The following is a 26,342-nucleotide window of genomic DNA, read 5'->3' as shown; positions in this document are numbered from 1 at the left end:
TCGCCAATCCGTCGTGACCGGGTGACCCTGCGTTACGCGGGCTAGCATCGTCGGCGTGTCCGGAGCAGACGAACCAGGCACCGGGCGGGACGGCGACGCTATCGTCACCACCGCCTGGCAGCTGGCCGAGGCCGAGGGCCTGGCCGCGGTGACCACCCGCCGGCTCGCCGAACGCGCCGACGTCGACCTCGGTGCCCTTTACCAGCGCTTCGCCGACCGGGACGCGGTGGTGGCCGCCGTCGCGGTGCGCGGCTTCGCCGACCTGGCCGCCGCACTGACCGGGGCACGCATGTCTGTCGATCGCCCGGCGGAGGTCTGGCCGGCGGTGATGGCGGCCTACCTGGACTTCGCGTACGCCAATCCCGAGGTCTACGACGCGATGTTCGCCCACACGCCGGAGCTGACCCTCGGCGCGGAGCAGGTTCCCGAGACGGTCGCGGCCACCTTCGGTGAACTGCGCACCGCGCTCAGGCCGTTGGCCGCCGGCCGCGACGCCGACATCCTCGCCGAGCTGGGCTGGAGCCTGCTGCACGGCATGGTGATGCTCACCCGGGGCGGCCGACTGCGTCCCGACACCCAGGACCACCGCGAACACCTCCTCAGCCAGAACCTCTTCACCCCCCGCCCCTCGTCTCGGTGATCAAGAAGTTTGCGTCGGATTTCGCGGGCGTGGACGACGAAAACTTCTTGATCAACCGGGAAGGGATGGGGTGGTTGCGGGGGGTGGGGTGGGGGCGTAGGTTGGCTGGCACGCCGATCGAGTGGAGGGGAGGTCAGAACAATGTCCGATGTTCTGCGCCCCGTCCGCGGCCCGGCGTCCACGCGGATCTGACCCGGGGCGTCGCTGTCCCGGAGGATCTGCCATGACCGATCTGGTCATCCGCCCGCTCGTCGCGGGCGAGGAGGAACTGTTCGACTCGATGACCGACCCGCTGCCGCAACTGCGACAGATCAGCTACGCCGACGGGATCGCCGGTGGCGGCTACCGGCCGGAGCACACCTGGGTCGCCCTGCGCGCCGACCGGGTGGTGGGTCGCGCCGCGTGGCTGCTGCTACCCGGTTCCGTCGGTGAACCATGGCTGGAACGGTTCGACCTGGACCTCGCACCCGCCACCGAAGCCGCAAGCGCCGTGGGCGCCGCGTTGCTGCGTACCGCACACGCCGCGCTGGGCGGTCCGAAGGTGTATTACGCCGCGCTGCCGGCGTACTGGCGTCGGCAACCCGAGGTGCGCTCCGTCGCCGAGGCGACGATGGCGGCGGCCCGGCTCGCGGGACTTGTCGAGCGGGGAGAGCGGATCAGGTTCAGTTGGGCGGGTGGGCCGTTGCCGGCCCCGTCCGGGCGGTTCTACTTCCGCCCCGCCGCCGACGCTGCGGAGATCAACGCCTTGGTGGGCCGGATCGCCGAGCCGGTCGTGCTGACCGGTGCCGAGACCGCCCGGGAGGTCGCCGGGGTTGACCTGGCCCGCAATCCAATGGCCTGGTTGACCGGTACGCAGCCCGGAAACTGGCGCGTCGCACTGCACGGCGACCAACCGATGGGGTTGGCAGGGCCGACGGCCGACGCCTGCTTCCCGATGATCGCCTACCTCGGCCTGCTGGACGAGTCGGTGTTGGGTGAGCTGCTGGCCGGCTCGGTCGCGGCGCTGGCCGGCGGCGGGGCGTACGAGGTGGTCGCCGACGTGGACGCGCACCGGGTGACGGTGGTGGCGGAGCTGGAGCGGACCGGCTTCCGCCGGATCCGCTCGCGGGTGGTCTACACCCCGGCCTGAGCCGACGATCGTCTGCATTCCAGTGACCCGACACGCCGACCCGACGGTCACTGGAATGCAGACGATCAGGGACGGGTCTCCCGGTTATCCGGTCGTCGGGGGTGTGCCGGTTCGCCTAGAGTCCGCGAGGTGACGCGTGAGGCAGCCATCGAGCCGGGCCGGGTGCTGGTCTTCGACGCCGACGACACCCTCTGGGAGAACAACGTCGTGTTCGAGCGGGTGATCGACGACTTCCTGAAGTGGCTGGACCATCCCACCCTCGACCGGACACAGCTGCGAGCGGTGCTCGACGACATCGAGCGGGCCAACGCCGTCACCCACGGGTACGGCAGCAAGGTCTTCCTGCGCAGCCTGCGCGAGTGCCTGGAACGACTGCGCCAGCGACCGGCGACCGAGGCGGAGCGTCGGGAGATCGACGACCTGGCGGTGGCCCTGGTGACGCATCAGGTCGAGCTGATGCCGGGGGTGGCCGACGCCCTGGACGAGTTGGCCGGCCGGCACGAGCTGCTGCTGCTGACCAAGGGCGAGCGCGAGGAGCAGCAGCGCAAGCTGGACGCCTGCGGGTTGCTGCACCACTTCCGGGCGGCGCACATCGTGCCGGAGAAGAATGTGGAAACCTACCGGTGGCTGGCGAAGGAGCACGGCTTCGACCCGGGGAGCGCCTGGATGATCGGCAACTCCCCGAAGTCCGACATCGTCCCGGCCCGGACGGCTGGCATGAACGCCGTGTTCATCCCCAACGAGAACACCTGGGTGTTGGAACACGACGAGTTGGACCTGGCGGACGCGGGTTTGCTGTGCCTCGCCGCCTTCCCGGACCTGCTCCTCCACTTCTGAGTGGCGTCTGGCCGCCCGCCGCAAAACGTCCGCGCAATCCTCGCTTCGAGGGGCGCCAGGAGTCGCGGAAAGCTCCGACGCGTGGCTATCTGATCGATAGCCCGGGATGTATCGACCAGACCTAGCTTCTACCCGTCGTATTGGCCCTTGACCGGAGGGTGACGGGTGAAGAGAAGACTACGGGGACCGTTGATCGCGGTCCTGGCGGTCACGCTGGTGGGCAGCACCGTCAGCGGGACGCAGCTGCTGACCTACGACAGCCCCGACCAGGCAGCGAGTTCCGAGGATGGGCCGGGCCTGCTGGAGCGCATCGGCGGCGCGGCGAGGGACCTGGTCGGCGGAGGTACCGGGCGTAGCAAGCCCGAGGTGGTCAGCGCCGGGCTGACGGTCCACGAGAAGGCGCTACCGGCCAAGGCATGGCCGCCGCAGAAGCGGGTCCGGGAGCTGACCGGCAAACGGACGGCGAACGCCCGCGTCTACCAGCTCTCCGACGGGCGGACACAGGCGGAGATCTCCGCGGTGCCGCTGCACTACAAGGACGCCAAGGGCCGCTTCCAGCCCATCGACACCAAGGTCCGCCCGACCACCGAGAAGGGCTACGTCCAGGGCAATCGCAGCAACACCTTCACCAGCCTGTTCGGTGACAGCTCGGACGAACTGGTCCGCTTCGAACGGGACGGGCGCAGCATCGAGCTGGGCCTGGCCGGCGCTGCGAAGGACGTGACGCCGAAGGTCAGTGGCTCGACGGTCACCTACCCGGGCATCGCCCACGGCGCCGACGTCGTCTACGACGTCACCGCGACGGCGCTCAAGGAGAAGATCGTTCTGCGCAAGGCGCCGAGCGGAGCGGCGTCGTACACGTTCACTCTGGAGACCGCCGGCCTGACCGCGCAGCAGCGGGAGGACGGCTCGATCGCCTTCGTGCGGGCGAGTGGCGGTGAGCCGGTCTACGTGATGCCGGCGCCGTTCATGTACGACGACAAGGACGACAAGTCGTCCCCGCACGGCAAGGTGTGGAGCGACAAGGTCACCCAGACGGTGACCCAGTCCGGCGGCACCTCGACGATCACGGTGACCGCCGACGCCGGCTGGCTCGCCGACCCGGCGCGCGTCTACCCGGTGGTCATCGACCCGACGATCAAGATCCAGCCCGTCCCCGCCGACGCGCAGGACGTGCAGATCTACTCGGGGAACACGACCAAGAACTACAACGACACCTACCAGCTGAAGGTGGGCACCGAGGCGACCCACACCTGGCGGTCGCTGCTGAAGTTCAACCTCGGCACCATCCCGGCGAACACGCCGATCGACGACGCGCAGCTGCAGCTGTACTACTCGCAGACCCACACCCAGTGGGCCTACGACGTGCCGATGGAGGCGCGGCGGGTCACGACGGCATGGTCCGAGGAGACCGCCAACTGGGCGAACATGAGCGGCAACATCGCGGGCGCCCCGGCCGGCAACGTGGTGACCAAGGACGACGGCGACTCCGGCACGTCGGTGGTCGGTTCGTGGCCGTACTCCAGCAACGCCACGCTGAAGCCGAAGGCGGTCAACGGCGACTACCGCTACCACGGCAGCGCCAGCTCGTCGGACACCCACACCTGGGTGCCCACCATCACCGAGGCGGGCGACTACCAGGTGGAGGTGCACTACGTCGGTGCCTCCGACCGGCCCACGAACGCGAAGTACACAGTGCACCACAGCGGCGGCTCGAAGGCCTACACCGTCGACCAGACGACGCCCGACAGCGCCGGCAAGTGGGTCACCCTCGGCACCCATCCGTTCGTGGCCGGCACCGCCGGCAAGGTGGTCCTAAACGGCGTCCCGGGCACGTCGGCGAACGCCGACGCGGTGCGCTTCACCAAGGCCGGTGCGGTCAAGAAGTACGCCAAGTCGAGCGTGTGGACGTCGTTCCCGGTCCGCAACCTGGTGCAGGACTGGGTGAACGGGACGCACTCGAACCATGGTTTCATGATCAAGGCCCTGGACGAGGCCACCAAGGACCGGGGCGGCCCGATCTACGAGGCGTCGGAGTACGCGTACGCGAACGACCGGCGGGACCACAACCTGCCGAAGCTGGTCGTCACCTACGGGCGGCCGGGCGTTTCGGTGGACCCGCCGACCACGATCACCTCGACCGGCGCGGTGCTGTCCTGGCCGGCGTACGTCGACCCGTCGACGGCGACCGGCGACGACATCACCGAGTACCAGGTGCACCGCAGCGTGCACCAGAACTTCACGCCGTCGGCGGCGACGCTCATCGCCCCGGTTTCGTCGGGCACGCGGACCTATCAGGACACCACCGCGGAGCCGACGGCGGCCGACAACACCGACCCGATGGCCCGCAAGTTCTTCTACTACATGGTCGCGGTGAAGACCCGCGACGGGCAGTTGCTCGCCGGCCCGACCCAACCGGCGATGCTGCCGAAGGCCGGCCAGATCACCCGGATCTACCGGACCGCGGCGACCGACGCGACCGGCTCGAACGGCGTAATCGACACCACGCTCTCCGCGGCGCGGCCTACGGAGAACGTCGACGTCTACGACGGAGACCCTTACGTCAGCCCGGGTAACAACTCGCCGTACTACGGGGACTCCCGGGGTGTGGTGAAGTTCCCGGCGCTGACCGGCATCCCGACCGACGCCAGGGTCGTCGGCGCCGAGCTGCGGATGTACAACAACGCCTTGTTCCCCGGCACGGACACCGACGAGTACGTCGATGTCTACAAGCTCAAGCGCGCCTTCAACGAGACGAAGGCGACGTGGAACAGCTACGACGGGGTGAACGCCTGGACCACGCCGGGCGGTGACTACGACGCCACCTGGAAGGCGAGCTTCAACGGCTTCACCAATGACCCCGAGTGGGAGACCTGGGACGTCACCGCCGCCGTCGACGGCTGGGTGAAGACCCCGGCCAGCAACTACGGCCTGCTGCTGCGCCAGCGCGACGAGGCCAACCAGACCGCCCGGGCGATGCTGCTCTCCTCCGAGGGCGCCGAGCCGATGCTGCGGCCGACGCTTGAGGTCACTTACCTTGAGCAGACCGCCGAGTCGACGTACTACGCCGCCTCGACCCCGCAGGTGCTCACGCCGAACACCACGTACACGCTGCCGGTGACCATGTCGAACCCGACGCTCGCGGCCTGGAACACCAGCGACTGGGAGCTGTCGTACGACTGGAAGCGCGCCGACGGCGTCACCGACGGTGCCGACGCGAGCTTCGAGCTGCGCACGCCGCTGCCGAAGAACGTGCCGGCCGGCGGCACGGTGGACGTCGCCGCCCAGGTGAAGGCCCCGCCGTCGTCGACGGAGGGGAGCAAGCGCACGCCCTACGTACTCAAGTGGGAACTGCGCAACAAGCTCACCGGCAAGAAGCTGTCGGAGACCACGCCGATCGAGGCGCTGCCGCAGAACGTGGCGGTCGAGGAGCCGACCTCCGACCAGCTCGGCCTGGAGAAGTTCTACTCGTACGCGGGCAAGAACACCGGCGCCGGCTCCACCGTGATGAACAACCTGTACGCCGGCAACACCGTCTGGTCGTACAACGCGTTCACCAACCCGTCGCGGGGCCTGTCGACGTTCGTGCGGCTGGCGTACAACTCGCTGGACACCAGCGACACGGTCGCCGGGTTCGGCTGGTCGCTGCAGGCGTCGTCGCTGGCCCGGCTGGGCACCCCGCTCGACTTCCACCCCAACCCGAACCCGACGAAGGTCACCCTGACCGACGGCGACGGCACCAGCCACTGGTTCACCTGGGACGCCGCCGCGAACGAGTGGAAGAGCCCGAAGGGCGTGCATCTCTACCTGCAGAAGCACACCCCGGTCGACTGCAAGCCCAACACGCAGGAGCCGAAGGCCTGGGTGCTCACCAAGCCGGACCGGACGCAGTTCTTTTACGACTGCGAGGGCTTCCTGTCCAGCGTGGTGGAGAACAACGGCAACGAGATGCGCTTCGTGTACGAGGAGCGCACGTCCAACAACAAGCCGACCAAGTTTCTCCGCTACATCACCGACGCGGCCGACCGGCGCACCCTCACGGTCGACTACCACGTCAAGGGCCAGGCGTTCGACTACATCGATGACACGACCTGGACGCGGAAGTCAGGCACCAACCTGACCAACCCGCACATCATCGACAAGGTCTCGCAGATCACCGACATCTCGGGCCGTAAGCTCACCTTCACCTACACCGACAAGGGCCTGCTCGGTGAGCTGGTCGACGGCGCCGGCTCCATCAACGGCGCGCCGAAGACGTTCAAGTTCGCCTACGACATGACCCAGGGCAACAAGAACGTCAAGCTGGTCAAGGTCACCGACCCGCGCGCCAACGCGACCAACCTGGTCTACAACTACCCGCAGACCGGCGACGACCCGAAGTGGCACTGGACCACCAAGTCCTACACCGACCGGCTCGGGCACCCGACCCAGTTCGCCTACACCGACCCGGACGGGCCGCAGGGCAACAACATCGACACAACGGTCACCGACGCGGAGAACCACGCGACGGCGTACCGGATGGACGGCTACGGCCGAACCGTCGAGGCGACGAACGCCAAGATCGAGACCACCAGAATCGGATGGGATGAGGGCCACAACGTCATCCGGTTCGAAGAGCCCAACGGTGCGGTGTCGATTCGTGAGTACGACCAGAAGACCGGCTACACGACACTGATCAAGGACGCAGAGGCGGTTGCCAACGGCACTCCGGGGACTGAGGTTGTCTACCAGCGGCAGCTCAACGGCTACGTCGCTGACGTGATCGAAAAAACCAGCCCGCAGGGCCGCAAGTGGACCTTCGGTTACGAGGCCGACGGTGACCTGGCGTGGGTGGTCGACCCGATGGGCAACACGACGTCGGATCCGGACGACTACAAGACCTCCTACACGTATGACGCGTGGGGTCAGATGCTGACGGCGACGGATGCCAACGGCAACGTCACCGTCAACAAGGACTTCGACGGGAACGGCTACCCGCAGACCATCACGGATGCGCTCGGCAAGTCGACCAGTTTCATCTACGACGAGCGCGGTCAGGTCACCAAGGTGACCGATTCCTACGACAAGGAGACCAGCCAGACGTACGACACCTTCGGACGTCCGCTGGAAAGCCGTGTACCGAAGGACCAGGACGCTGGCGATTTCATCGTAAGACCGGGGCCGAAGTACGACGAAAACGATAACGTTCTTGAATCGTACGCCCCGAACGGCGCCGTCAGCAGGGCGATTTACGACGAGGTCGACCAGGTCGAGGAGACGTATGCGCCGAAGGACGTGCCCACCGACCCGGAGCGAAAGACGAGTTTCACCTACAACAAGGTCGGCAACCTGCTGACCACCGTTGAGCCGAGAGGCAATCTGACGCCGGCGGCCGGTGACTTCGTCACCACCAACGACTACGACGAGATCTACCAGCTCACCAGCGTCACCAACGCCGAGGGTCACCGGATCACATACGAGTACGACAACGTCGGCAACCTCACGAAGGTCACTGACCCGCTCAAGAACGAGTCGTCGACGACCGCCGACTACACCACTCGGTACGAATACGACAAGGCCCACCGGGTCACGAAGACCATCGATGCGTTGGGCAAGTTCACGATCAACACATACGACCTCGACGGTCTTGTGAAGGCTAGGACGGACCAGCTCGGCAACACTGCTGAGGTCCTGTTCGACCCTCGCGGCAAGCCGAGTGAGGTTAAGGTGCCGCACAAGAACGAGAACGGCACGATCACCCACCGGATCACCAAGTACGAGTACGACAAGGTCGGCAACCAGACCAAGGTGACCAGCCCACGGGGTATGGAAACCCGCGACGACCCGGACGATTTTGCGACGGTCAAGGTCTACGACGAGCTGAACCGGGTGAAGGAGACCCACACCGCGTACGACCGGGAAGACGCCCGCTACAAGACTGCGGACGTCACCATCTACGAATACGACTACGTGGGCCGGTTGGCGAAGGTCAGCATGCCGCCGTCTGCGGGTGAGTCGGTTCGTAATGACACGAACTACACGTACTTCGACAATGGCTGGACTCGGAGCAGCCGGGATCCCTGGGACATCCTGACGCGCTACGACTACGACAAGATGGGTGCCCAGACGAAGCGGACGCTCACGCCGGCAGGCGAGGATCCCAGCGGGTCGTCCAGCCGGACCATGACGTGGTCCTACTACCCGGACGGCAAGCTGGCGTCCCGCGCGGACAGCGGCGTGCCGGTCGGCAGCCACGTGGTGCTGGTTGACAACTCCGATTTCAACAACACCGCCGCCGCCGGCAACTGGAGTGCGGCCACCGAGGCGCAGGACAAGTACGGCCACAACTACGCCACTCGCCCGGCGGGGACGGGCACGAATAACTTCACCTGGCAGTTGAACGTGCCACAAGACGGCACGTACGAGGTCTTCGCCCGTTACCCCTCGGTTCCGGACGCCGCGACCGACGCCACATACACGGTGAACCACGACGGCGGCGACACCGAGCGGACGGTCGACCAGACCGCCAACGGCGGCGACTGGATAAGCCTCGGCTCGTACAGTTTCGCCGAGGGTAACAGCCACAAGGTGTCGCTGTCGGACGATGCCATTGGCAGCGTCGTCGCTGACGTGGTGAAGCTTGTCCGGGACAACTCGGGCGAGACCGACGACGAGGAAGTCGACTACACCTACCGGTATGACCCGAACGGCAACCTTGAAAGCATCACCGACTCGTTGCCCAACGCCCGGGTGGATACATATTCGATCGATTACAACGGCCTCAACTTGGCTGAGGAGGTCACTGAGGCCAAGGGTGGCGTGGTCAAGAACACCTCCATTTTTACCTACAACGAAAACAGCGCTCTGCTGACGACCAAGCACGACAAGCAGTATGCGAGCTACAGCTACGACCCGCGGAACCTGATTTCCACGGTCACCAACGGCAAGTCGGAAGCGGATCCGGGCAAGAAGATCACCACGTTCACCTACACCGACCGCGGTGAGAGGCTGAGGGAGGTCAAGGGCAACGGCAATACGGTCGACTACACGTACTTCCTGGACGGCCTGCTGAAGACCCAGGTCGAAAAGAAGTCGAATGGAACGGTCGTTTCCGAGCACACCTACCGCTACGACCCTAACGGCAACCGAATCCAGGACATCGCCAGGAAGATGAACGCCGACAACCACTCGGCGTACCTCACCACCACGAGCGACTACACCTACGACCCTCGGGACCGCCTAGCCAGGTTGGTCAAGACGGGCGACGGGGCCGACACCGAAACGTACATTCACGATGCAAACAACAACGTTGTCGATCAAACCATCAAAAACGTCAGAACGACGTTCAACTACGACCGCAACCGACTGCTGACAGCGACGGTTGATGGAGCGACCACCTCCTACAACTATGATCCATTTGGTCGGCTTGACACCGTCATCGTCGGCGGTCGGGTGGTTGATCGCAACGTTTACGATGGCTTCGATCAGATCAGCGAGAACCGGAAGAGTAACGGGGTCAGCACCTCACTGACCAAATACACCTACGACCCATTGGGTCGTACGACGACGAGGACCACCGACGCCGGAGGGACGGACGAGAAGACGACCACCTTCAACTACCTAGGCCTATCGAAAGAGGTCATGGACGAAGAGGTGGCCGGCAAGCTCACCAAGTCGTACCAGTACTCGCCTTGGGGCCAGCGACTGTCCCAGGTCATCCACAAGGACGACGGCGCGGAGGAGGACGCCTACTACGGCTACAACCCACATACCGACGTCGAGATTCTGACGGACGAGACCGGTGACACTAAAGCCACATACGGCTACACCGCGTACGGCAAGAACGACGAGGCCCAGTTCACCGGCATCGACAAGCCCGATGTCGGAAACCCCACCAAGGAGGACTACAACTCCTACCGGTTCAACTCCAAGCGATGGGACCAGAACTCTGAGTCCTACGACATGGGCTTCCGCGACTACAGTCCTGGCCTCAACCGCTTCCTGTCACGTGACAGCTATAACGGTGCCCTTGCCGACCTCAACCTCGGCAGCAACCCATGGAGTAACAACCGGTACGCGTTCGGCGGCGGCAACCCCATCAACGCTGTCGAACTAGATGGGCATTTTGCGATCTTAGCCGTGCTGCCAGCGGCTCTCGTTGTTCTGGCCGTGGCCGTGGTCGCGACAACGGCTGTCGTTGCGGTCGGCGCAGGGGTCGAGTGGGCTAAGAGCAAATGGAATGAGAAGAGGAGAGACGAAGGTGGCGATTCGGCGCCGAAGCCGCAGCCGCTTCCTCGGCAACGGCCAGTTCCCAACGACCAGCGGTCAGGCGACTGTGGCTGGGTTGAACACGGCGACGTCGACGCGGCAAATGGCAACCGCGCTACATACATGACTTCCTGTCTTAACAAGGAGTACGTGGACAGCCACCCCGGATCGGCTACCGATACGAGCAAGTTCGCCCCGCCGGGATACCGTTGGGCCCAACGGGTTGCCGGATGGGCGAGTGCGACACCGGTTGCCGAGAACATCAATGCCTGCCACCTCCTCGCCAAGCAACTGGGTGGATCTGGAACCGATTCGCGCAACCTAGCGACCTGCTCGCGGACGGCCAACGCGGCGCAGTTCGGAGCGGTTCCCGGTCAGAACATGGCGTTCTACGAGAACCAGGTCAAGGCGGCGGTGGACTCAGGGCAGAATGTCCGGTATTCTGTTGTGCCGCACTACAGTGGTAGCCGGACCGTACCAAGCTATTTCCGCCTGACTGCTGTTGGCACCTATGCGGATGGCGCCCCTGGCCTCTCCTTCGATGTGGCGATCGATAATGAGCTCAGGACGGGACAAAACCTGGGGACCTTTAACGATCCGCGGACGGGTCAGCCAGTCCCGACCGGTGGAATGCCGTGATCTGGGCCAAGGTGAGCGAGAGGATGATTGTGAGTCTGACGGCGCTGCGGCGAATGATGCCACCCCCAATTGGGCCTGACGTGGCTGTGGACTGGGGACGGATGAGTAGAGCCTGGGGAAAGCAGTTTCCGGCCGACTACCGCCAGTTCATGGACGTGTACGGTCCGGGGACGATAGCTGAGTTCTTGGTGGTCAAGCAGCCCGAGCCCAGGGAGGTGCTTTCCGGCGCTGCAGCGGGCGGAATGGTTTGCGAGACCGCCAATGCCGAGGCGGCGTGGACGGAGTTTCGTAAGGAACCCACGCTTGCCGAGGTCAATCCGATGCTGATCGCGTGGGCGGTGAGCGCCAGCGCGGACATTCTGTGTTGGGATTCGTCCGGTGACGACCCGGATGGCTGGCCGGTTCTGGTGTGGAACCGGGATGACACGGCATGGCGCCGTTATGACTGCGGCATGGTGGAGTTCTTGCGGCGGGTATTGGAAGCGGAATTTGAGGAATGCCCGCTGAGTGGCACCAACGTCTGGGGTATTGCCACGGCGAAATACCTGACGTTCGGTGAGGAGACGCGGCTGCGGAAGGCCGGGTTTGATCCATGGACCGGCGAGCCAGATCCGTACGCCGGAATGTTTCCGATGTAACGGTGCAGGCGAGCTCTCAGTGAGGCAGTGAGGGCTGAATCGGCAACGTGTGGGGCTCCGGCCGGGTCGGCGGACTGGTGGGGTTGGGAACCAGTACGTCGGCCCGGAGCCTGCGCTGCCAGGACGGCGACCCTGAACGATGTCCTCGAATTCGATGCGGATGAAATGGGGTGACTGGTCAGGTGGTCGCTGCGGTGGTGGGTAGCTAACCTCGATGATTCACGCGTAACGCGGACGTGCTCCATCCCGGCCGCTGCGATCGAGTAACGTCGATTGCTTTGGGTGACGGGGCATGGTTGTGAGCCGATTGTCGCGGCGGCGGGCGTGGTCTCCTGGGTTCCTCCGGTCGTAGGGTCGGCGGCTGAGCGGGTCAGCCGGGTGCGGAGATCGCCGCGATCCGGGTGAACGCGGCGATGATCTGCTCGGCCCAGGGCCAGGTCGAGGGGATGCGTACGAGCGCGATCTGGTGTCGACGGTGGTCAACGGCAAGTCCGCCACGGACTCCGGCAAGAAGAAGTCGAACGGGACGTTGGTGTCCGAGCACACCTTCACCCACGACCTCAACCGCACGCGGGACGTCGCGAAGAAGATGAACGCCGACAACAACTCGGCGTACCTGAACACGACAAGCGACTACTCCTACGACCCGCGTGACCGCCTTACACAACTGGTCAGGGCCGGTGACGGCGCCGACACGGAAACCTACGTCCACGACGCCAACAACAACGTCATCAACCAGACGATCAAGGGCGCCTCAACCACCTTCAACTACGACCGCAACCGGCTGCTCACGGCCACCACGGGTGGCGCGACCGCGTCGTACAACTACGACCCGTTCGGCCGGCTCGACACGGTGACCGCGGCCGGTGTGGTGATCGAGAAGAACCTGTACGACGGGTTCGACCACGTCATCGAGAACCGCAAGAACATTGGCACCGGCACCACGGTCACCAGGTACACCTACGACCCGCTGGATCGGACGGCGACGAAGACGACCGACGCCGGTGGAACGAAGCAGAAGGTCACCACCTTCAACTACCTCGGGCTGTCGTCGGAGGTCCTCGACGAGGAGGTGGCTGGCGAACTCACCAAGTCTTACCAGTACTCGCCCTGGGGTCAGCGGCTGTCGCAGATCACGCACAAGGACGACGGCACCGAGGAGCAGGCGTACTACGGGTACAACCCGCACACCGACGTCGAACAGCTGACCGACGCGACCGGCAACACGAAGGCCACCTACGGCTACACCGCGTACGGGAAGGACAACGAGGCGGAGTTCACGGGCATCGACAAGCCCGACGCCACGGATCCGTTGAATGAGCCGTACAACGCCTACCGGTTCAACGCCAAGCGGTGGGACCAAGCGTCCGAGTCGTACGACATTGGCTTCCGCGACTACAGCCCTGGACTCAACCGGTTCCTCACCCGAGACAGCTACAACGGTGCACTGGCCGATATGTACCTCGGTACGAATCCCTGGACCGGCAACCGATATGCCTTCGGCGGGGGCAATCCAATCAGCGCAATCGAGATTGACGGGCACTGCTGGGAAGTGTTCCAGGGAGCCTGTGATGCTCTGGAGGCGGGAGCAGAATGGGTGGATCACAATTCGGAGGCCCTTACCGACCTCGCAGTTGATTCCGCCGAGATGCTCCTTGGGGGCGCCGCGATGTACGGCGGAATCGCGTTGATCGGGACCGGCCTTGCTGCCTGCGGGGTGAGCCTGCCGGCGCTCGCGGGAGGCATTACCGCACCTATCACCGGTGCGGCCTGCGCCGCAGGAGGCGCTGCTGTGGTAGGCGGTGGAGCCTTGGTTGTCGGAGGCCTCGCGATGGCGGCTCACGGAGGGTCCAATCTCTGGGACGACCTTGGCCGACTGGAATCACCAGGCGCTCGTGGCGGAGGTAACTTTGAGACGCCTAAGCCCGACAACCCCAAGAAGCGGGACGACAAGTGGCTGAAAAAGAATGGGATTGACCCGCATGAAGTGAAGGACGGCTTGCCGGGCCCCGTGGCGCACTTCGACCTCTACGTCGACAAGAACGGCAACATCTTCGCCGTCAGAAAGGGTGCTGATCCGAACGCCGGGGAGTACATTGGAAACGTTAATGATTACTGACGGCGGCAAGGGAGGCTCGGTGGTGGAAGGGATGGAAGCTGGCTTTCCCGGCTTCGTCGTGAGGCGGCAGCCTCGCCTTCTGGCGAATGTTGGCACGCTCAAGCGGATAGCCATGGCAAAGTTGTCGAGTATCCGAATGATCAGCGCCTCCTTCTCGGGAACTCGCCTGCTGTTCCAGCCTTGGTTGACGATGCTGATCGATGAAGGTCATCGTGCATTCGTCGTCGGGGTGTATCGGACCGACTCTGCCCTGTCCGAACCGGAGGGGGAGGGGCCGACCTTCTGCTTGAGGAAATCAATCTGGCGGAGGGATGCCGACCTCGACTCAGCGAGGAAGGTGTCCGAGCTGAGGTCATACCTGTCTAACGGCGATCAAATCGAGAACAGATTCACATTCCTAAACCACAGCACCCGCCCGGGGGTGATCCGTGGTACCGAAGAGTTCGTCGCTTCCATGGGCGAAGCTGGGTTGACGCTCCGTGCCGCCGATCGGGCCGACATGCACTGGAAGTTCATAAGTCTGGAAGTAGGTGACGAGGTCCGTGCTTTCGGCATCGACTACTCCCCTATAACGACCTCCATTGATTTGGTGGAGTCGACGCTTCCTCAATGGTTAGCGTTGGTTGACGGAGCTGTGGCTGCCTCAGCAATCAAACCGGACGGCCCGTTGACCATTACCATCGACAGATCAGTGCCGGAGCTTTTGAGTCAGCCGGGGAAGCCCGAATAGTTGTGGCAGAGGGTGGCTCGTCGCTGGTGCGGCGAGCCACCACGCCGGCTCGTGGGAAATCGCACTGGATAACCCCCAAGGCGTTTCCTGGTGGGGTGGTGCCAGAGCGTCCGATGGGAGCCGGCTCTCGAGCCGTTGCAGTATATTAATTGGTCGACCTCTTTCCCCTCTGGTGGGGCGCGACAGGATGGGGACATGAATGCCGTTCGGCTACTGTAGCCGCCCTGGTGTGGCTGTCGTGATGTTGGGTGGATGTTTCGTCGGGGTTGCTCCTGCTCGTGACGAGCGGGCAGACCTAACCGCCGGAGACCTGGTCGGTACCTGGCAAGACGACGCGGGCGATGGTTTGGTTTTCAGGGAAGCTGGAGAATTCTCGGCAACCAATCTGCCCTATGAGAAGTTCAAAGACTTCCGAATCGGATGCGGCGGCTACTTAACAGGTCTGCGTGGGACCCGGACGCGGTTCGGGACGACTTGTTCGCCTACGTGTCCGAGCACCGGCCATGACGATGGAGTGCTGATCGTCGACGAGACCGGGTCTCACCCTCGGCGCGGTCCGACGTCTCCTGGCACACCTGATCACCACCACCCGCCCCTTCGACCACATCCATCGATGGTCATGATGGCGACGCCACACCAATACCGCGCCAAAACAGCCCACTACCAGCGAAGACACCGACTACGTCAGGTGCGGCCGGAGTACTAAGTAGCTGAGTAGAGGGAAGCGCCAGCCGGACGGCTGAGGTGACAGACACGGGTCCCTCACCAGCGGCCGATTTTCGTCGTCATCACAAAATCCCCTCCGAAGTCGATGCCGGCTATCTCGCCACACTGCCGTCGGCGCGACGCCGATACCTCACCGACTTTGCGTCGCCATCGCGCGGCGCAGCAGTGAAATGCACAACACAATTCCGAGCGCAGTCAGAATCAATACCCCCACGGCCAAGGGAGAGTACGTGCGCGCCCGGTTCCGCACCACCTCCGTCGGGTCGCTGGCGGAGTACTCGACCTCCATGCGGTCGCCCTCATTCGGACAGGAGGTACCGCAGTAAACCCAGGCCTCATATCGCTTGGCATCGACGAAATACTCTACCTTCGCCTCGCCCTGCCGGCCGCGCACGACGTCCAGCGCGAGGGCGCTGACCACTTGACCGTCGCTGTGCGTACCGTTGCGGAACCAGAATGTGCCTGCCACCGACGATGCAGCCACCAGAAAGAGCATCGCCAAGACAGCGACTAAGGCCACAAGTACGCGCGCTCGGCGGTCGTCGAATTCATGCCCCATATCGTCTCCCTCACCACCGCGGCCGGGGTCGCTGGGCCTCTCGCCCAGCGACCCCCGACATGTCGTCACAACATGATCTCGAACGGTCTGCTTACCATCGAGAAATTGGTTGAACAAGAGACCACCGGGATAGAGTTGGTGAGGGGATGCCCAAGGTTGGGAGGAGGGGCCATGATCGCCGGGTGTGGAGAGTTCCCGTTGATCGATGGTGCGCCGATGCTCCAGGATCCCCTGTTCTGGCCGACCTACTTGTCGGCCACGATGGCGCCCCACCGTGATTCGCTGGTCACCGAAGCTTTCGCGGTTGACGTAGCGGCCTGCTTTGAATACTTCGATCGACTGACCGATCCTGACGAGTGGCCGGTGTTTCGGATCGCCCTGCGTGATGGATACGAGATCGATCTGGTCTACTGGAATGAGCCGGACGACAACAGTACGGAGTTTGTTTTGCGTCGATCCGGTCAGAATTCCAAGCTGGATCTGGCAAGTGTGGGAGGGCACGAGTTCCGGCCGGGAATGAGTTGGCCGGAGCTCGTAGCCGCCGCCAACCTCTCCGGCGAACCGCATGGGATCGTCGAGCCGCATGCTCGACTGCTGTTGCTGCTACCCGCCTTCGGGGACGCGGACCTGCCGGCCGACGCGAACGGGATGGTGGCCGCCGCGTTGAGGAGTTGTGGCGCGGGAGTGGGAGCAGGTGAACTGGCCGCGTATATGCTGCGCCAGCCGGAGAGGTGGCCTCGCTGGCGGTCCGACGTCAACGGTGCGCTGGTGTGCGATGGGCGGCACAGTCGGCGCAACCCGGCGGGACCAGCTGCGCATTCACCCGCCGATCTGCTCGAGATCTCCAGGGCGCTAGCCGAAAGATGATCTGTTTGATAGCGGGCCTGACCGGCAAGGGTTTGCTGGCTAAGTGCGTGTTTGAGATGGGGTTGATCAGGTCTGGTTGAAGGTGCGGCGGGCTTGACGCCGTGCCGGTCGGCCGCGGGTGATGCGGCGGGTCATGCCGGTGATGGCGGCCCAGCGGATGAGGGCTTCGGAGACAGTCGGGTGGCGTTCGTAGTCGCGGGCCAGGCGGCGGCAGGCGGTGAGCCAGGCCAGGGTGCGTTCGGCGACCCAGCGGCGGGGGTGGACGGCGAAGCCGCGTTGGTCGGCGGGTTTGCGGACGATCTCCAGCGTCGTGCGTAGGGTGTCGCGGGTCCAGTCGACCAGCCGTCCGGTGAAGCCCTGGTCGGCGTAGACGTGCCGGATCGGGGTGAGCATGTAGGCGTGGAGCAGGGCGGTCTTGGCGCCGTCGCGGTCCTGCCATGACGCGGCGAGCACGGTGACGGTGACCAGCAGGCCGAGGGTGTCGGTGATGATGAACCGCTTACGGCCGTTGATCTTCTTGCCCGCGTCGTAGCCTCGGGTGTCCCGGCCGACGGTGTCGGCGCCCTTCACGCTCTGGGAGTCGATGATCCCTGCCGACGGCTGCGACTGACGGCCCTGCTGCACCCGTGCCTTGATCCGCAGTGTGGTCAGGAGTTCCTCGGTCACGCCGGCTTCTTCCCACCGGGTGAAGTACCAGTACACCGTCTGCCACGGCGGCAGATCCGCCGGCAGGTACCGCCACGGACACCCCGACCGCACCACGTACAGGATCGCGTTGACGAGCTCCCGCCGCGGATGCTTCTCCCGGCGGCCGTCCGTGTTCGGCTCCGGCAACAACGGCTCGATCAGCGCCCACTGGGCGTCAGTCAGGTCGGAAGGGTAGCCACGGCGCGCAGACACCGCGCCACCCTGCCCGCCCCACCGCTGGATGTCATGCCGCCACGCCGTCCACAACAGACCTTCTCAAACACGCTCTAAGCGTTTTCAGCCGCCGGATCGTTACGCTGACGCGCCGCCGTAACCGATAGACATTCATCACGATTGTTGCCGATCGATGCACCTTGTTGTCGCCTGCGGTCGGCACTTAGCCTGAGCGCGCTCGAAGGCTCAACGGGGGAGCGAAACATGCAGGTTGACCTCAGGCTACTCGGCCGGATGCAACTGATCGTGGAGGGTGCCACCGTCACGCCGGGATCCGTGAAGCGGCAGGCGGTCCTCGCCGCCCTGGCTCTGGCGGCGAACCGGCCGGTTTCGCTGGACCGTCTCTCCGAAGTGGCCTGGGGCGACGAGCCGCCGCCTTCCGCGGTGGCCAACCTGCGGTCGCACGCGATGAGGCTCCGCAAGGTGCTCGGTGACCGGCTGGTCGCCCGTCCCAACGCGTACGAGCTGTGCCTGGCTGACGGGGAACTGGACGTCGACCGGTTCCAGCGGCTGGCCCGTGCGGGCCGGGCGGACCTGGCGGCCGGGCATCACGGCTCGGCGGTCGCCTTGCTGACCGGTGCGCTTGATCTCTGGCGAGGCCGCGCCGGTGACGGACTTCCGTCGGGTCCGGCGTTGGACGGCCACTGGGCCAGCCTGGAGGAGCAGCGCCTTCAGGTGTTCGAGGAGTGGGCGCAGGCGCGCCTGGCCGTCGGCGAGCACGGCGACCTCCTCGGCGATCTGCGGCGTCACCTCGCCGCGCACCCGCTGCGGGAGCGCGCGTGGGGGCAGTTGATGCTCGCCCTCTACCGGTGTGGGGACGTGCCGGCGGCGCTCACCGCGTACCAGGAGGCACGCGCGGCGCTCGACGAACACCTCGGCATCGAGCCGGGGGAGGACCTGACAGCGCTGCACCGGTCGATGCTGGATCGGTCGCCCGATCTGGCGCAGGGCGACAGTGCCCGGAGCCGGCCGGACGAGAAGTCCCGGCCCGTGACCCCGGCTGCCCTCGTACCCCGGGAACTGCCGGCGGACCTCACGACGTTCGTCGGGCGTACCCGGGAAGTGGCGGACGTGGTCGCGGCCGCCTGCGGTGGCAGGCCGGCCGCCGTGGTCGTCAGCGGGCCGGCCGGCAGCGGGAGGACGGCGGTCGGGGTCCGGGCGGCGCACGCGGTCGCCGCGGAGTTCCCGGAGGGGCAGGTCTTCGTCGACCTCGGGTCCCGGCCGTCGGTGACCTCCGGTGAGGTGCTGGGCCGGGTGCTACGCGCCCTGGGTGTGCCGGCGGACGAGGTGCCGGAGGATGTGGACGAGCGGGCCGGCTGGTACCGGACCCGGGTCGCAGGCCGGCGGATCCTGCTGGTGCTCGACGGGGTGATCCGGGCGGAACAGGTGCGACCGCTCGTCCCCGCCGGGCCCGGTCCGGCACTGATCGTCGTGGGCCTGCGGAAACTGTACGGCCTGGACGACGTCACGTCGGTCGGGTTGCGGCGGCTGACTGACTCCGAGGCGCGGGCGCTGCTGGCGGCCCATGTCGGCGCCGACCGGCTCAAGGCGGAACCCGCCGCCACGGCGAAGCTCGTCCGGCTCTGCGCCGGTTCGGTGCTGGCCCTGCGGATCGCCGCCGCACGGTTGACGAGCCGTCCGGACCTGCCGGTCGGCGTCCTGGCGGAGCGGGCGGACGGCGGGCGCGGCCGGCTGGACGTCCTGGCGTTCGGTGACCTGTCCGTGCGGACGAGCCTGGCGACCCGGGTCGCCGCGGTCCGCGCCACGGACGAGGTGACCGGCCGGATCCTCGCGCTGCTCGGGGAGTCACCTGACGCGTCGGTCGCTCCCGAGCAGACCGCGGCGCGGCTCGGCCTCCCTGCCGAGCGGGTGTGGCGGGCACTGGAGGGCCTGGTCGACGCGCACCTGGTCTACCGGGACGAGCCCCTCGGTTACCGGCTGCCCGCGCTGGTCAGCGACTACGTGGCCGAGCTGGCGGCACGGCCGACGAGGACGGAAGCGCGGGCGAGACCGGTCGCGGCATGAACGTCAGGTGGCGGCGCCGCGGACGATGGCGACCGCCACCCGGCACAACTCGTCCATGTCGGGCTCGAAACCGGCCGCGATGTCGGGGTGCAGGCCGGCCCGGGTCTCGTCGAGCAGCCGCTGGCAGACCTGCTCCACCGGCTCACCGGCGTAGCTGTCGCGCACCCGGTCGGCGGCCACCTGCAGGGCAGAGGTCAGCTGCTCCTCCAGCGGCCCGCGCAGCTTCTCCTGCACCGGGTCGTGTGGATCCAGCGTGACGTGTGGCTCCGACATGGCGCTCCCTTCGTCGGCGGCTGCGGTACCCCACCGCTGCCGTCGGTCAAACCCCGTCCGGTACGGCGGCGACGCGTACCTGGTACGAGAAGTCCTCGGCTGGCTGTTCCAGGTACGACAGCCGGCGGATCTGCTTGTCGTCGTCGTAGAGTGCGACGTCGACAAGCACGCCGAGGTGGGCCAGCCCGATGCTGGACACCCGCTTCTTGTCCTGAAGCACCGCGCACACCCCACCCAGCAGCGTGCTGGCGTCGGAGGTGCGGTGCCCGGGCGGGCAGCGCAGGGTCAGGTCGATCTCGATCGGGCCGGACAGTGGCGTCCAGCCGGTCTCCTGCGCGGCCGCGCAGGCGGCCTGCAACAGGGCGCGTACCCTCGTCGCCTGCCGATGCCCGGCGGCGAAGATGGACAGCGCTTCGGTCTTGACCGGTGGCAGGCCGCTCACCTCGAACGTCAGGGTGAGAGCGCGGGTGTCCTGCACCACGGCGGCACCTCCTCGTTGGGGACGATCCTGCCCAACCGGTAACCGGTGAGGGGCTGTTCCCGCGAGAACCAACCGATCGGGCGGGTCGGGGTCGGCCGGTGGCGTATCGACGGCGACGGCGTACGCGCTGGCGGCGGAGCTTGTTAAACGCTAGTCCACCTGACGGTCGCCCGGTAGCACCGGCCGGTCAGTCCCGTGGTGGGAAGGCGCAGAATTCGTTGCCCTCCGGGTCGGCCAGCACCCACCAGGACACCGCGTCGTCCGGCTCCCGCAGCAGGGTGGCCCCGGCCCTGATCAGCGCGGACGGCTCGGGGGCGGCCAGGTCGACGTCCCAGTGCATCCGGTTCTTGACGGTCTTACGCTCCGGGACGGGGTCGAAGACCCAGTGGTCCCAGGGGAAGCCGGCCGCGCCGGTGACCGAGGCGTGCCCCTCCTCGCTGACCTGGACCTCGCCGCCGACGACGCCGGCCCACCAGGTGGCCTGGGCGCTCGGGTCGGCGGAGTCCACCACCAACTCGAACGGCCCCGGGCGGGAGTCGTCACCGGGGGCGAACGCGCAGAACTGGTTGCCGTCGGGGTCGGCCAGCACCCACCAGCTGATCTCCGAGTCCGGCTCGCGGACCAGCCGCGCGCCGGCTTCCAGCAGCGCCGCCGGGCTCGCCTCGGCCAACCGCAGGTCCAGGTGTACGCGGGTCTTGACGGTACGCGGTTCGGGCACCCGGTTGACCCAGATCGACTCGGCGCTGGTACCGGTCGGCGAGTCGACCCGGGTGTCGCCGTGACCGGCGTCGACCAGTTCCCCGTGCAGAATCCGAGCCCAGAAGCCGCCGAGGGCGTGCGCGTCGGCGGCGTCGAGACAGAGGTCCTTGAAGCGTGCGATCATCCGCCGATCATGCCGGCCGGAACCGACATCCGCCTCCGAAGGCCGCGGGCCGTGGTCAGCGGCGCTTGCCGGCCCCGGCGATCCGTGCGACTGCCAGCACGTGACGTGGGCCACACACTTTGGTGTTTAGCGCGTCTCGGCTCGGGCAGGTTTCGCGGCTCCACACGTCGGGCAGTGTTCCAGCCACGAAACGCAGGGGTGCGAAGCAGCAGGTCAAAGCCCTGACCGTCTCGCCGTGCGCCGGGGCACGGAGACCTCCCCGGCTGTTGGCCGAGAACGAGGGGAGGGTCATGAGCGAGCGGAGTGATCCGGCTGGCGGTCGACGCCGGCCCCGCGTACGGATGGCGGCGACGGCCGCGGCACTGACGCTGGTGGCACCGATGGCGGCGTGTGCCGCTGGTGACGACGGCGGCGTGCCCACGATCAACCTGTACTACCCGCCGGAGCAGAACCTGCAGCAGGTGGTCGACAGGTGCAACACCGAGGCCGGCGGGCGGTACCGCATCGTCAACCGGGTGTTGCCGCGGGAAGCCGACGAGCAGCGGGTGCAGATGGTGCGCCGACTCGCGGCCGAGGACGACGGCATGGACGTGCTCGGCCTCGACGTGACCTGGACTCAGGAGTTCGCCAGCGCCGACTGGATCCTCGAATGGACCGGGCAGGACCGCGCCGAGGCGGAGCAGGGCACTCTCGAAGGCCCGCTGGAGACCGCCCGGTACCAGGACAAGCTCTACGCCGCACCGAAGCACACAAACGTCCAGTTGCTGTGGTACCGCAAGGATCTGGTGCCCGAGCCGCCGACCACCTGGGACGAGATGATCTCGACGGCGCAGCGGCTGCGGGATCAGGGCCAGCCGCATCAGGTGCTCACCATGGGCGCCCAGTACGAGGGACTCGTGGTCCTCTACAACACCCTCGTGGCCAGCGCGGGCGGCAACATCCTCAACGACGACGGCACCGAGGCCGTGGTGGACGACGGCGCCGTGCGGGCACTTGAGGTGCTGCGCGACTTCGCCACCTCCGGGGTGACCTCGCCGTCGTTCAGCAACGCCACCGAGGATCCGGTGCGGTTGGAGTTCCAGAGCGGCAACGGTGCGTTCCAGGTGAACTGGCCGTTCGTCTATCCGGCCATGCAGGAAGCCAACCCGGAGCTGGCGGAGCAGGTCGCCTGGGCCCGGGTGCCGGGAGTCGAGGAGGGCACGCCGGGGCGGGTCACCATCGGCGGCATCAACCTGGCCGTGAGCCGGTACTCGGAGCACCCGGAGGAGTCCTTCGAGGCGGCCAGGTGCCTGCGCAACGCGGAGAACCAGAAGTTCTCCGCGATCAACGACGGGGTGCCGCCGACCATCGAGAGCGTCTACGACGACCCGGAGATGGACGAGGCGTACCCGATGAAGGAGACCATCCTCGAACAGCTGCGGGACTCGGCGGTGCGACCGCTGACCCCCGCGTACCAGAGCATCTCGACCGTGACCTCGGCGATCCTGTCGCCGCCGTCGGCGATCGACCCGCAGGCGACCGCCGACGAGCTGCGCGAGGCGGTCGCCGCCGCCCTGGAGTCGAGGGGAGTCCTGCCGTGAGCGAGCAGCGCGTGCGAACCATCGGCACCGACACCCGCAGCGGCCGGCGGGCCGCGGTACCCGGGCAGCGGGACAACCGGCGCGGCAAGCCGCCGTTGAGTGAGAACAAGCGGGCCGAGCGCCGGCTGGGTTGGCTGCTGTGCGCCCCGGCGGCGCTGGTCATGCTGGCGGTGACCGCCTACCCGATCCTGTACTCGGTGTGGCTGTCGTTGCAGCGTTACGACCTGAGGTTCCCCGCCGAGCGGGAGTTCATCGGTCTGCAGAACTACGCCACCGTGCTCACAAACGAGTTCTGGTGGACGGCGTTCGGGGTGACCATGCTGATCACGGTGGTCACCGTGGCCGTGGAGCTGGTGCTCGGCATGGGACTCGCGCTGATCATGCACCGTACGCTTGTCGGGCGGGGGATCGTCCGGACCTCGGCGCTGATCCCGTACGGCATCGTCACGGTCGTGGCCGCCTTCTCCTGGCGGTACGCGTGGACGCCCGGCACCGGATACCTGGCCAACCTGTTCTCCGACGGCGCGCCGTTGACCGAGCGGGCCAGCTCGCTGGCGATCATCATGCTGGCGGAGATCTGGAAGACCACGCCGTTCATGGCGCTGCTGCTGATGGCGGGGCTGGCGCTGGTGCCGGAGGATCTGCTCAAGGCGGCCTCCACCGACGGCGCGACCGCCTGGCAGCGGTTCACCAAGGTGATGCTGCCGGTGATGAAGCCGGCGATCCTGGTGGCCCTGCTGTTCCGCACCCTGGACGCGTTCCGGGTCTTCGACAACATCTACGTGCTCACGTCGGGGGCCAACGAGACCTCGTCGGTGTCGATGATCGCGTACAACAACCTGATCCGAGGGCTGAACCTCGGCATCGGCTCGACGATGTCGGTGCTGATCTTCATCACCGTGGCGATCATCGCATTCATCTTCGTGAAGTTGTTCGGTACCGCTGCTCCGGGCAGCGACGACGGAGAGAGGCGCTGACATGGCTGACACCACCACCCGGGCCAAGGTGCGCTGGGGCCTGCTGGACGTCGCCGTGGTCGTGTTCGCGCTGACCCCGGTGCTGTGGATCATGTCGTTGTCGTTCAAGACGCCGGCGACGCTCACCGACGGGAAGTTCATCCCGCGAGAGTGGACGCTGGAGAACTACCGGACGATCTTCGCGACCGACCAGTTCGTCCGAGCGTTGGTCAACTCGATAGGCATCGCGTTGATCGCCACCACGATCGCCGTCGTGCTCGGCGCGATGGCCGCGTACGCGATCTCGCGACTGGATTTTCCCGGCAAGCGGTTGCTGATCGGCGTCTCGCTGCTTATCGCGATGTTCCCGCAGGTGTCGCTGGTCTCGCCGCTGTTCGAGATCGAGCGGCAGCTGGGCCTCTTCGACACCTGGCCGGGCCTGATCCTGCCGTACATCACCTTCGCGCTGCCGTTGGCGATCTACACGCTGTCGGCGTTCTTCAAGCAGATCCCGTGGGACCTGGAGAAGGCCGCCAAGATGGACGGCGCCACCCAGGGGCAGGCGTTTCGGCGGGTGATCGCCCCGCTGGCCGCGCCGGGGCTGTTCACCACGGCGATCCTGGTCTTCATCTTCTGCTGGAACGACTTCCTGTTCGCCATCTCGCTGACCTCCACCGAGCGCTCGCGCACGGTGCCGGTGGCGTTGTCGTTCTTCACCGGCGCCTCGCAGTTCGAGGACCCGACCGGCGCGATCTGCGCCGCCGCCGTGGTGATCACGGTACCGATCATCCTGTTCGTGCTCTTCTTCCAGCGCCGCATCGTCTCCGGCCTGACCTCCGGCGCCGTCAAGGGATAGGTGGTAACTCGTGGCTGACATCGTGCTCGACAAGGTGAGCAAGAAGTTCCCGGACGGCACCACGGCGGTGCGGGACGTCGACCTGGAGATCGCCGACGGCGAGTTCGTCATCCTGGTCGGCCCCTCCGGCTGCGGCAAGTCCACCACCCTCAACATGATCGCCGGGCTGGAGGACATCAGCTCCGGTGAGCTGCGCATCGGCGGGCAGCGGGTCAACGACAAGGCTCCCCGCGACCGGGACATCGCCATGGTGTTCCAGTCGTACGCGCTCTACCCGAACATGACCGTCCGGGAGAACATGGCGTTCCCGCTGCGGCTGGCCAAGCTCGACAAGGAGACGATCGCGCAGAAGGTGGAGGAGGCGGCGAAGGTCCTGGAGCTGACCGCGTTGCTGGACCGCAAGCCGGCCAACCTCTCCGGCGGGCAGCGGCAGCGGGTGGCGATGGGTCGGGCGATCGTCCGGCAGCCCAAGGCGTTCCTGATGGACGAGCCGTTGTCCAACCTGGACGCCAAGCTGCGGGTGCAGATGCGGACCGTGGTGTCCCGCCTGCAGAAGCAGCTCGGCACCACCACCGTGTACGTCACCCACGACCAGACCGAGGCGATGACCCTCGGCGACCGTGTGGTGATCATGCGGGGTGGCGCGGTGCAGCAGGTCGGTCCGCCGCAGGAGCTGTACGACCACCCGAACAACCTCTTCGTGGCCGGGTTCATCGGCTCGCCGTCGATGAACTTCCTGACCGCCAAGGTCGAGGAGGGCACGCTGCGTACCGCCCTGGGTGACGTGCCGATCGGCGACCGGATCCGCCGCGAGCTGGAGGGGGCCGACGCCCCTCGGGAGCTGATCCTCGGCATCCGTCCGGAACACTTCGAGGACGCCGAACTGATCGACGAGGAGACCCGCCGTCGGGGCATGGAGTTCACCGCCCCGGTGGACATCGTCGAGTCGATGGGCTCGGACAAGTACGTCTACCTGAGCGTCGAGGGGGAGCGGGCCACCTCCGCCGAGTTGGAGGAGTTGGCCGCCGACGCGGGTGCGGCCGACTTCAGCGGTGCCGGGTCGAACCTGGTCACCCGGTTGTCGGCGGAGTCGACAGTCACCGAGGGCGAGGACCGGCGGGTCTGGTTCAACCTGGAGAAGATCCACCTGTTCGACCCGTCCGACGGCCGCAACCTCACTCTGCACGAGGGCCGCGCCGCCGGCACCCTCGCCGACTGACCGGCCCGGCCGGGTGC

18 protein-coding genes are annotated in these 26,342 nt (G+C 66.4%); 13 read left to right on the top strand and 5 right to left on the bottom strand.

Features of this window, described 5'->3' with window-relative positions; all coding sequences use genetic code 11:
- Positions 1-55 precede the first annotated feature (55 nt).
- The 7 genes from ACN26Z_RS21580 to ACN26Z_RS21550 all read left to right on the top strand — a co-directional run bounded on the left by ACN26Z_RS21580 (position 56) and on the right by ACN26Z_RS21550 (position 14,979).
- Positions 56-640: a TetR/AcrR family transcriptional regulator gene (locus ACN26Z_RS21580; protein WP_282237607.1), complete on the top strand. Its 585-nt coding sequence runs from the start codon at positions 56-58 to the stop codon at positions 638-640.
- 223 nt (positions 641-863) lie between these two features.
- A complete protein-coding gene (locus ACN26Z_RS21575; protein WP_421463188.1) occupies positions 864-1,769 on the top strand; it encodes an acetyltransferase in 906 nt (301 codons plus the stop codon).
- Between the two features lie 162 nt (positions 1,770-1,931).
- On the top strand, positions 1,932-2,606 hold the full coding sequence (locus ACN26Z_RS21570) for an HAD family hydrolase (RefSeq protein WP_421464688.1): 675 nt from the start codon (positions 1,932-1,934) through the stop codon (positions 2,604-2,606).
- A 1,071-nt stretch (positions 2,607-3,677) separates the two neighbouring features.
- The gene (locus ACN26Z_RS21565; RefSeq protein ID WP_421463186.1) at positions 3,678-11,492 is read left to right on the top strand and encodes a DNRLRE domain-containing protein; all 7,815 of its coding nucleotides are present in this window, start codon (positions 3,678-3,680) and stop codon (positions 11,490-11,492) included.
- Positions 11,489-12,130, top strand: a complete 642-nt coding sequence (locus ACN26Z_RS21560) for a hypothetical protein (protein ID WP_421463184.1) — start codon at positions 11,489-11,491, stop codon at positions 12,128-12,130. Before ACN26Z_RS21565 ends, ACN26Z_RS21560 begins: the two co-directional genes overlap by 4 nt.
- 475 nt (positions 12,131-12,605) lie before the next feature.
- Positions 12,606-14,249: an RHS repeat-associated core domain-containing protein gene (locus ACN26Z_RS21555; RefSeq protein WP_421463182.1), complete on the top strand. Its 1,644-nt coding sequence runs from the start codon at positions 12,606-12,608 to the stop codon at positions 14,247-14,249.
- Positions 14,239-14,979, top strand: coding sequence for a hypothetical protein (locus ACN26Z_RS21550; protein WP_421463180.1), 741 nt, complete (start codon positions 14,239-14,241; stop codon positions 14,977-14,979). Before ACN26Z_RS21555 ends, ACN26Z_RS21550 begins: the two co-directional genes overlap by 11 nt.
- A gap of 856 nt (positions 14,980-15,835) precedes the next feature.
- Here ACN26Z_RS21550 and ACN26Z_RS21545 read toward each other — a convergent pair.
- Complete coding sequence (locus ACN26Z_RS21545) at positions 15,836-16,264, bottom strand: hypothetical protein (protein WP_421463179.1); 429 nt, start codon at positions 16,262-16,264, stop codon at positions 15,836-15,838.
- A 171-nt stretch (positions 16,265-16,435) separates the two neighbouring features.
- Between ACN26Z_RS21545 and ACN26Z_RS21540 the strand changes: the two genes are divergently transcribed.
- Positions 16,436-17,131, top strand: a complete 696-nt coding sequence (locus tag ACN26Z_RS21540; RefSeq protein ID WP_421463177.1) for a hypothetical protein — start codon at positions 16,436-16,438, stop codon at positions 17,129-17,131.
- 66 nt (positions 17,132-17,197) lie between these two features.
- Here ACN26Z_RS21540 and ACN26Z_RS21535 read toward each other — a convergent pair whose 3' ends face one another.
- A complete protein-coding gene (locus ACN26Z_RS21535) occupies positions 17,198-18,061 on the bottom strand; it encodes an IS5 family transposase (RefSeq protein ID WP_421464646.1) in 864 nt (287 codons plus the stop codon).
- Between the two features lie 195 nt (positions 18,062-18,256).
- Between ACN26Z_RS21535 and ACN26Z_RS21530 the strand changes: the two genes are divergently transcribed.
- A complete protein-coding gene (locus ACN26Z_RS21530) occupies positions 18,257-20,077 on the top strand; it encodes a BTAD domain-containing putative transcriptional regulator (RefSeq protein ID WP_421463175.1) in 1,821 nt (606 codons plus the stop codon).
- Between the two features lie 3 nt (positions 20,078-20,080).
- Here the strand turns inward: ACN26Z_RS21530 and ACN26Z_RS21525 are convergent, their stop codons facing one another.
- The 3 genes from ACN26Z_RS21525 to ACN26Z_RS21515 form a co-directional block, all read right to left on the bottom strand.
- Complete coding sequence (locus tag ACN26Z_RS21525; RefSeq protein WP_332907863.1) at positions 20,081-20,350, bottom strand: hypothetical protein; 270 nt, start codon at positions 20,348-20,350, stop codon at positions 20,081-20,083.
- Positions 20,351-20,396: 46 nt separating this feature from the next.
- Positions 20,397-20,828, bottom strand: a complete 432-nt coding sequence (locus ACN26Z_RS21520) for a hypothetical protein (protein WP_093407610.1) — start codon at positions 20,826-20,828, stop codon at positions 20,397-20,399.
- A gap of 190 nt (positions 20,829-21,018) precedes the next feature.
- Positions 21,019-21,714 carry a VOC family protein gene (locus ACN26Z_RS21515; RefSeq protein ID WP_421463173.1) on the bottom strand — a complete coding sequence of 232 codons (696 nt, stop codon included), beginning with the start codon at positions 21,712-21,714 and terminating at the stop codon, positions 21,019-21,021.
- Positions 21,715-22,004: 290 nt separating this feature from the next.
- Between ACN26Z_RS21515 and ACN26Z_RS21510 the strand changes: the two genes are divergently transcribed.
- Genes ACN26Z_RS21510 through ACN26Z_RS21495 form a run of 4 tightly spaced genes read left to right on the top strand, consistent with a single transcriptional unit; the run spans position 22,005 to position 26,325 of the window.
- Positions 22,005-23,294 (top strand): ABC transporter substrate-binding protein, encoded by a 1,290-nt coding sequence (locus tag ACN26Z_RS21510; protein WP_421463171.1) that lies wholly within the window; start codon positions 22,005-22,007, stop codon positions 23,292-23,294.
- Positions 23,291-24,271 (top strand): carbohydrate ABC transporter permease, encoded by a 981-nt coding sequence (locus ACN26Z_RS21505; RefSeq protein ID WP_421463169.1) that lies wholly within the window; start codon positions 23,291-23,293, stop codon positions 24,269-24,271. Before ACN26Z_RS21510 ends, ACN26Z_RS21505 begins: the two co-directional genes overlap by 4 nt.
- A 1-nt stretch (position 24,272) precedes the next feature.
- On the top strand, positions 24,273-25,106 hold the full coding sequence (locus tag ACN26Z_RS21500; protein ID WP_164448176.1) for a carbohydrate ABC transporter permease: 834 nt from the start codon (positions 24,273-24,275) through the stop codon (positions 25,104-25,106).
- A gap of 10 nt (positions 25,107-25,116) precedes the next feature.
- Positions 25,117-26,325, top strand: coding sequence for an ABC transporter ATP-binding protein (locus ACN26Z_RS21495; protein WP_282237612.1), 1,209 nt, complete (start codon positions 25,117-25,119; stop codon positions 26,323-26,325).
- The last annotated feature ends 17 nt before the right edge of the window (positions 26,326-26,342 follow it).

The sequence above is a fragment of the Verrucosispora sp. WMMD703 genome (genome assembly GCF_049178935.1).
GTDB lineage: Bacteria > Actinomycetota > Actinomycetes > Mycobacteriales > Micromonosporaceae > Micromonospora > Micromonospora sediminimaris.
The sequence above is the reverse complement of the archived record's forward strand: the minus strand, read 5'-3'. Positions and strand labels throughout refer to the sequence as shown.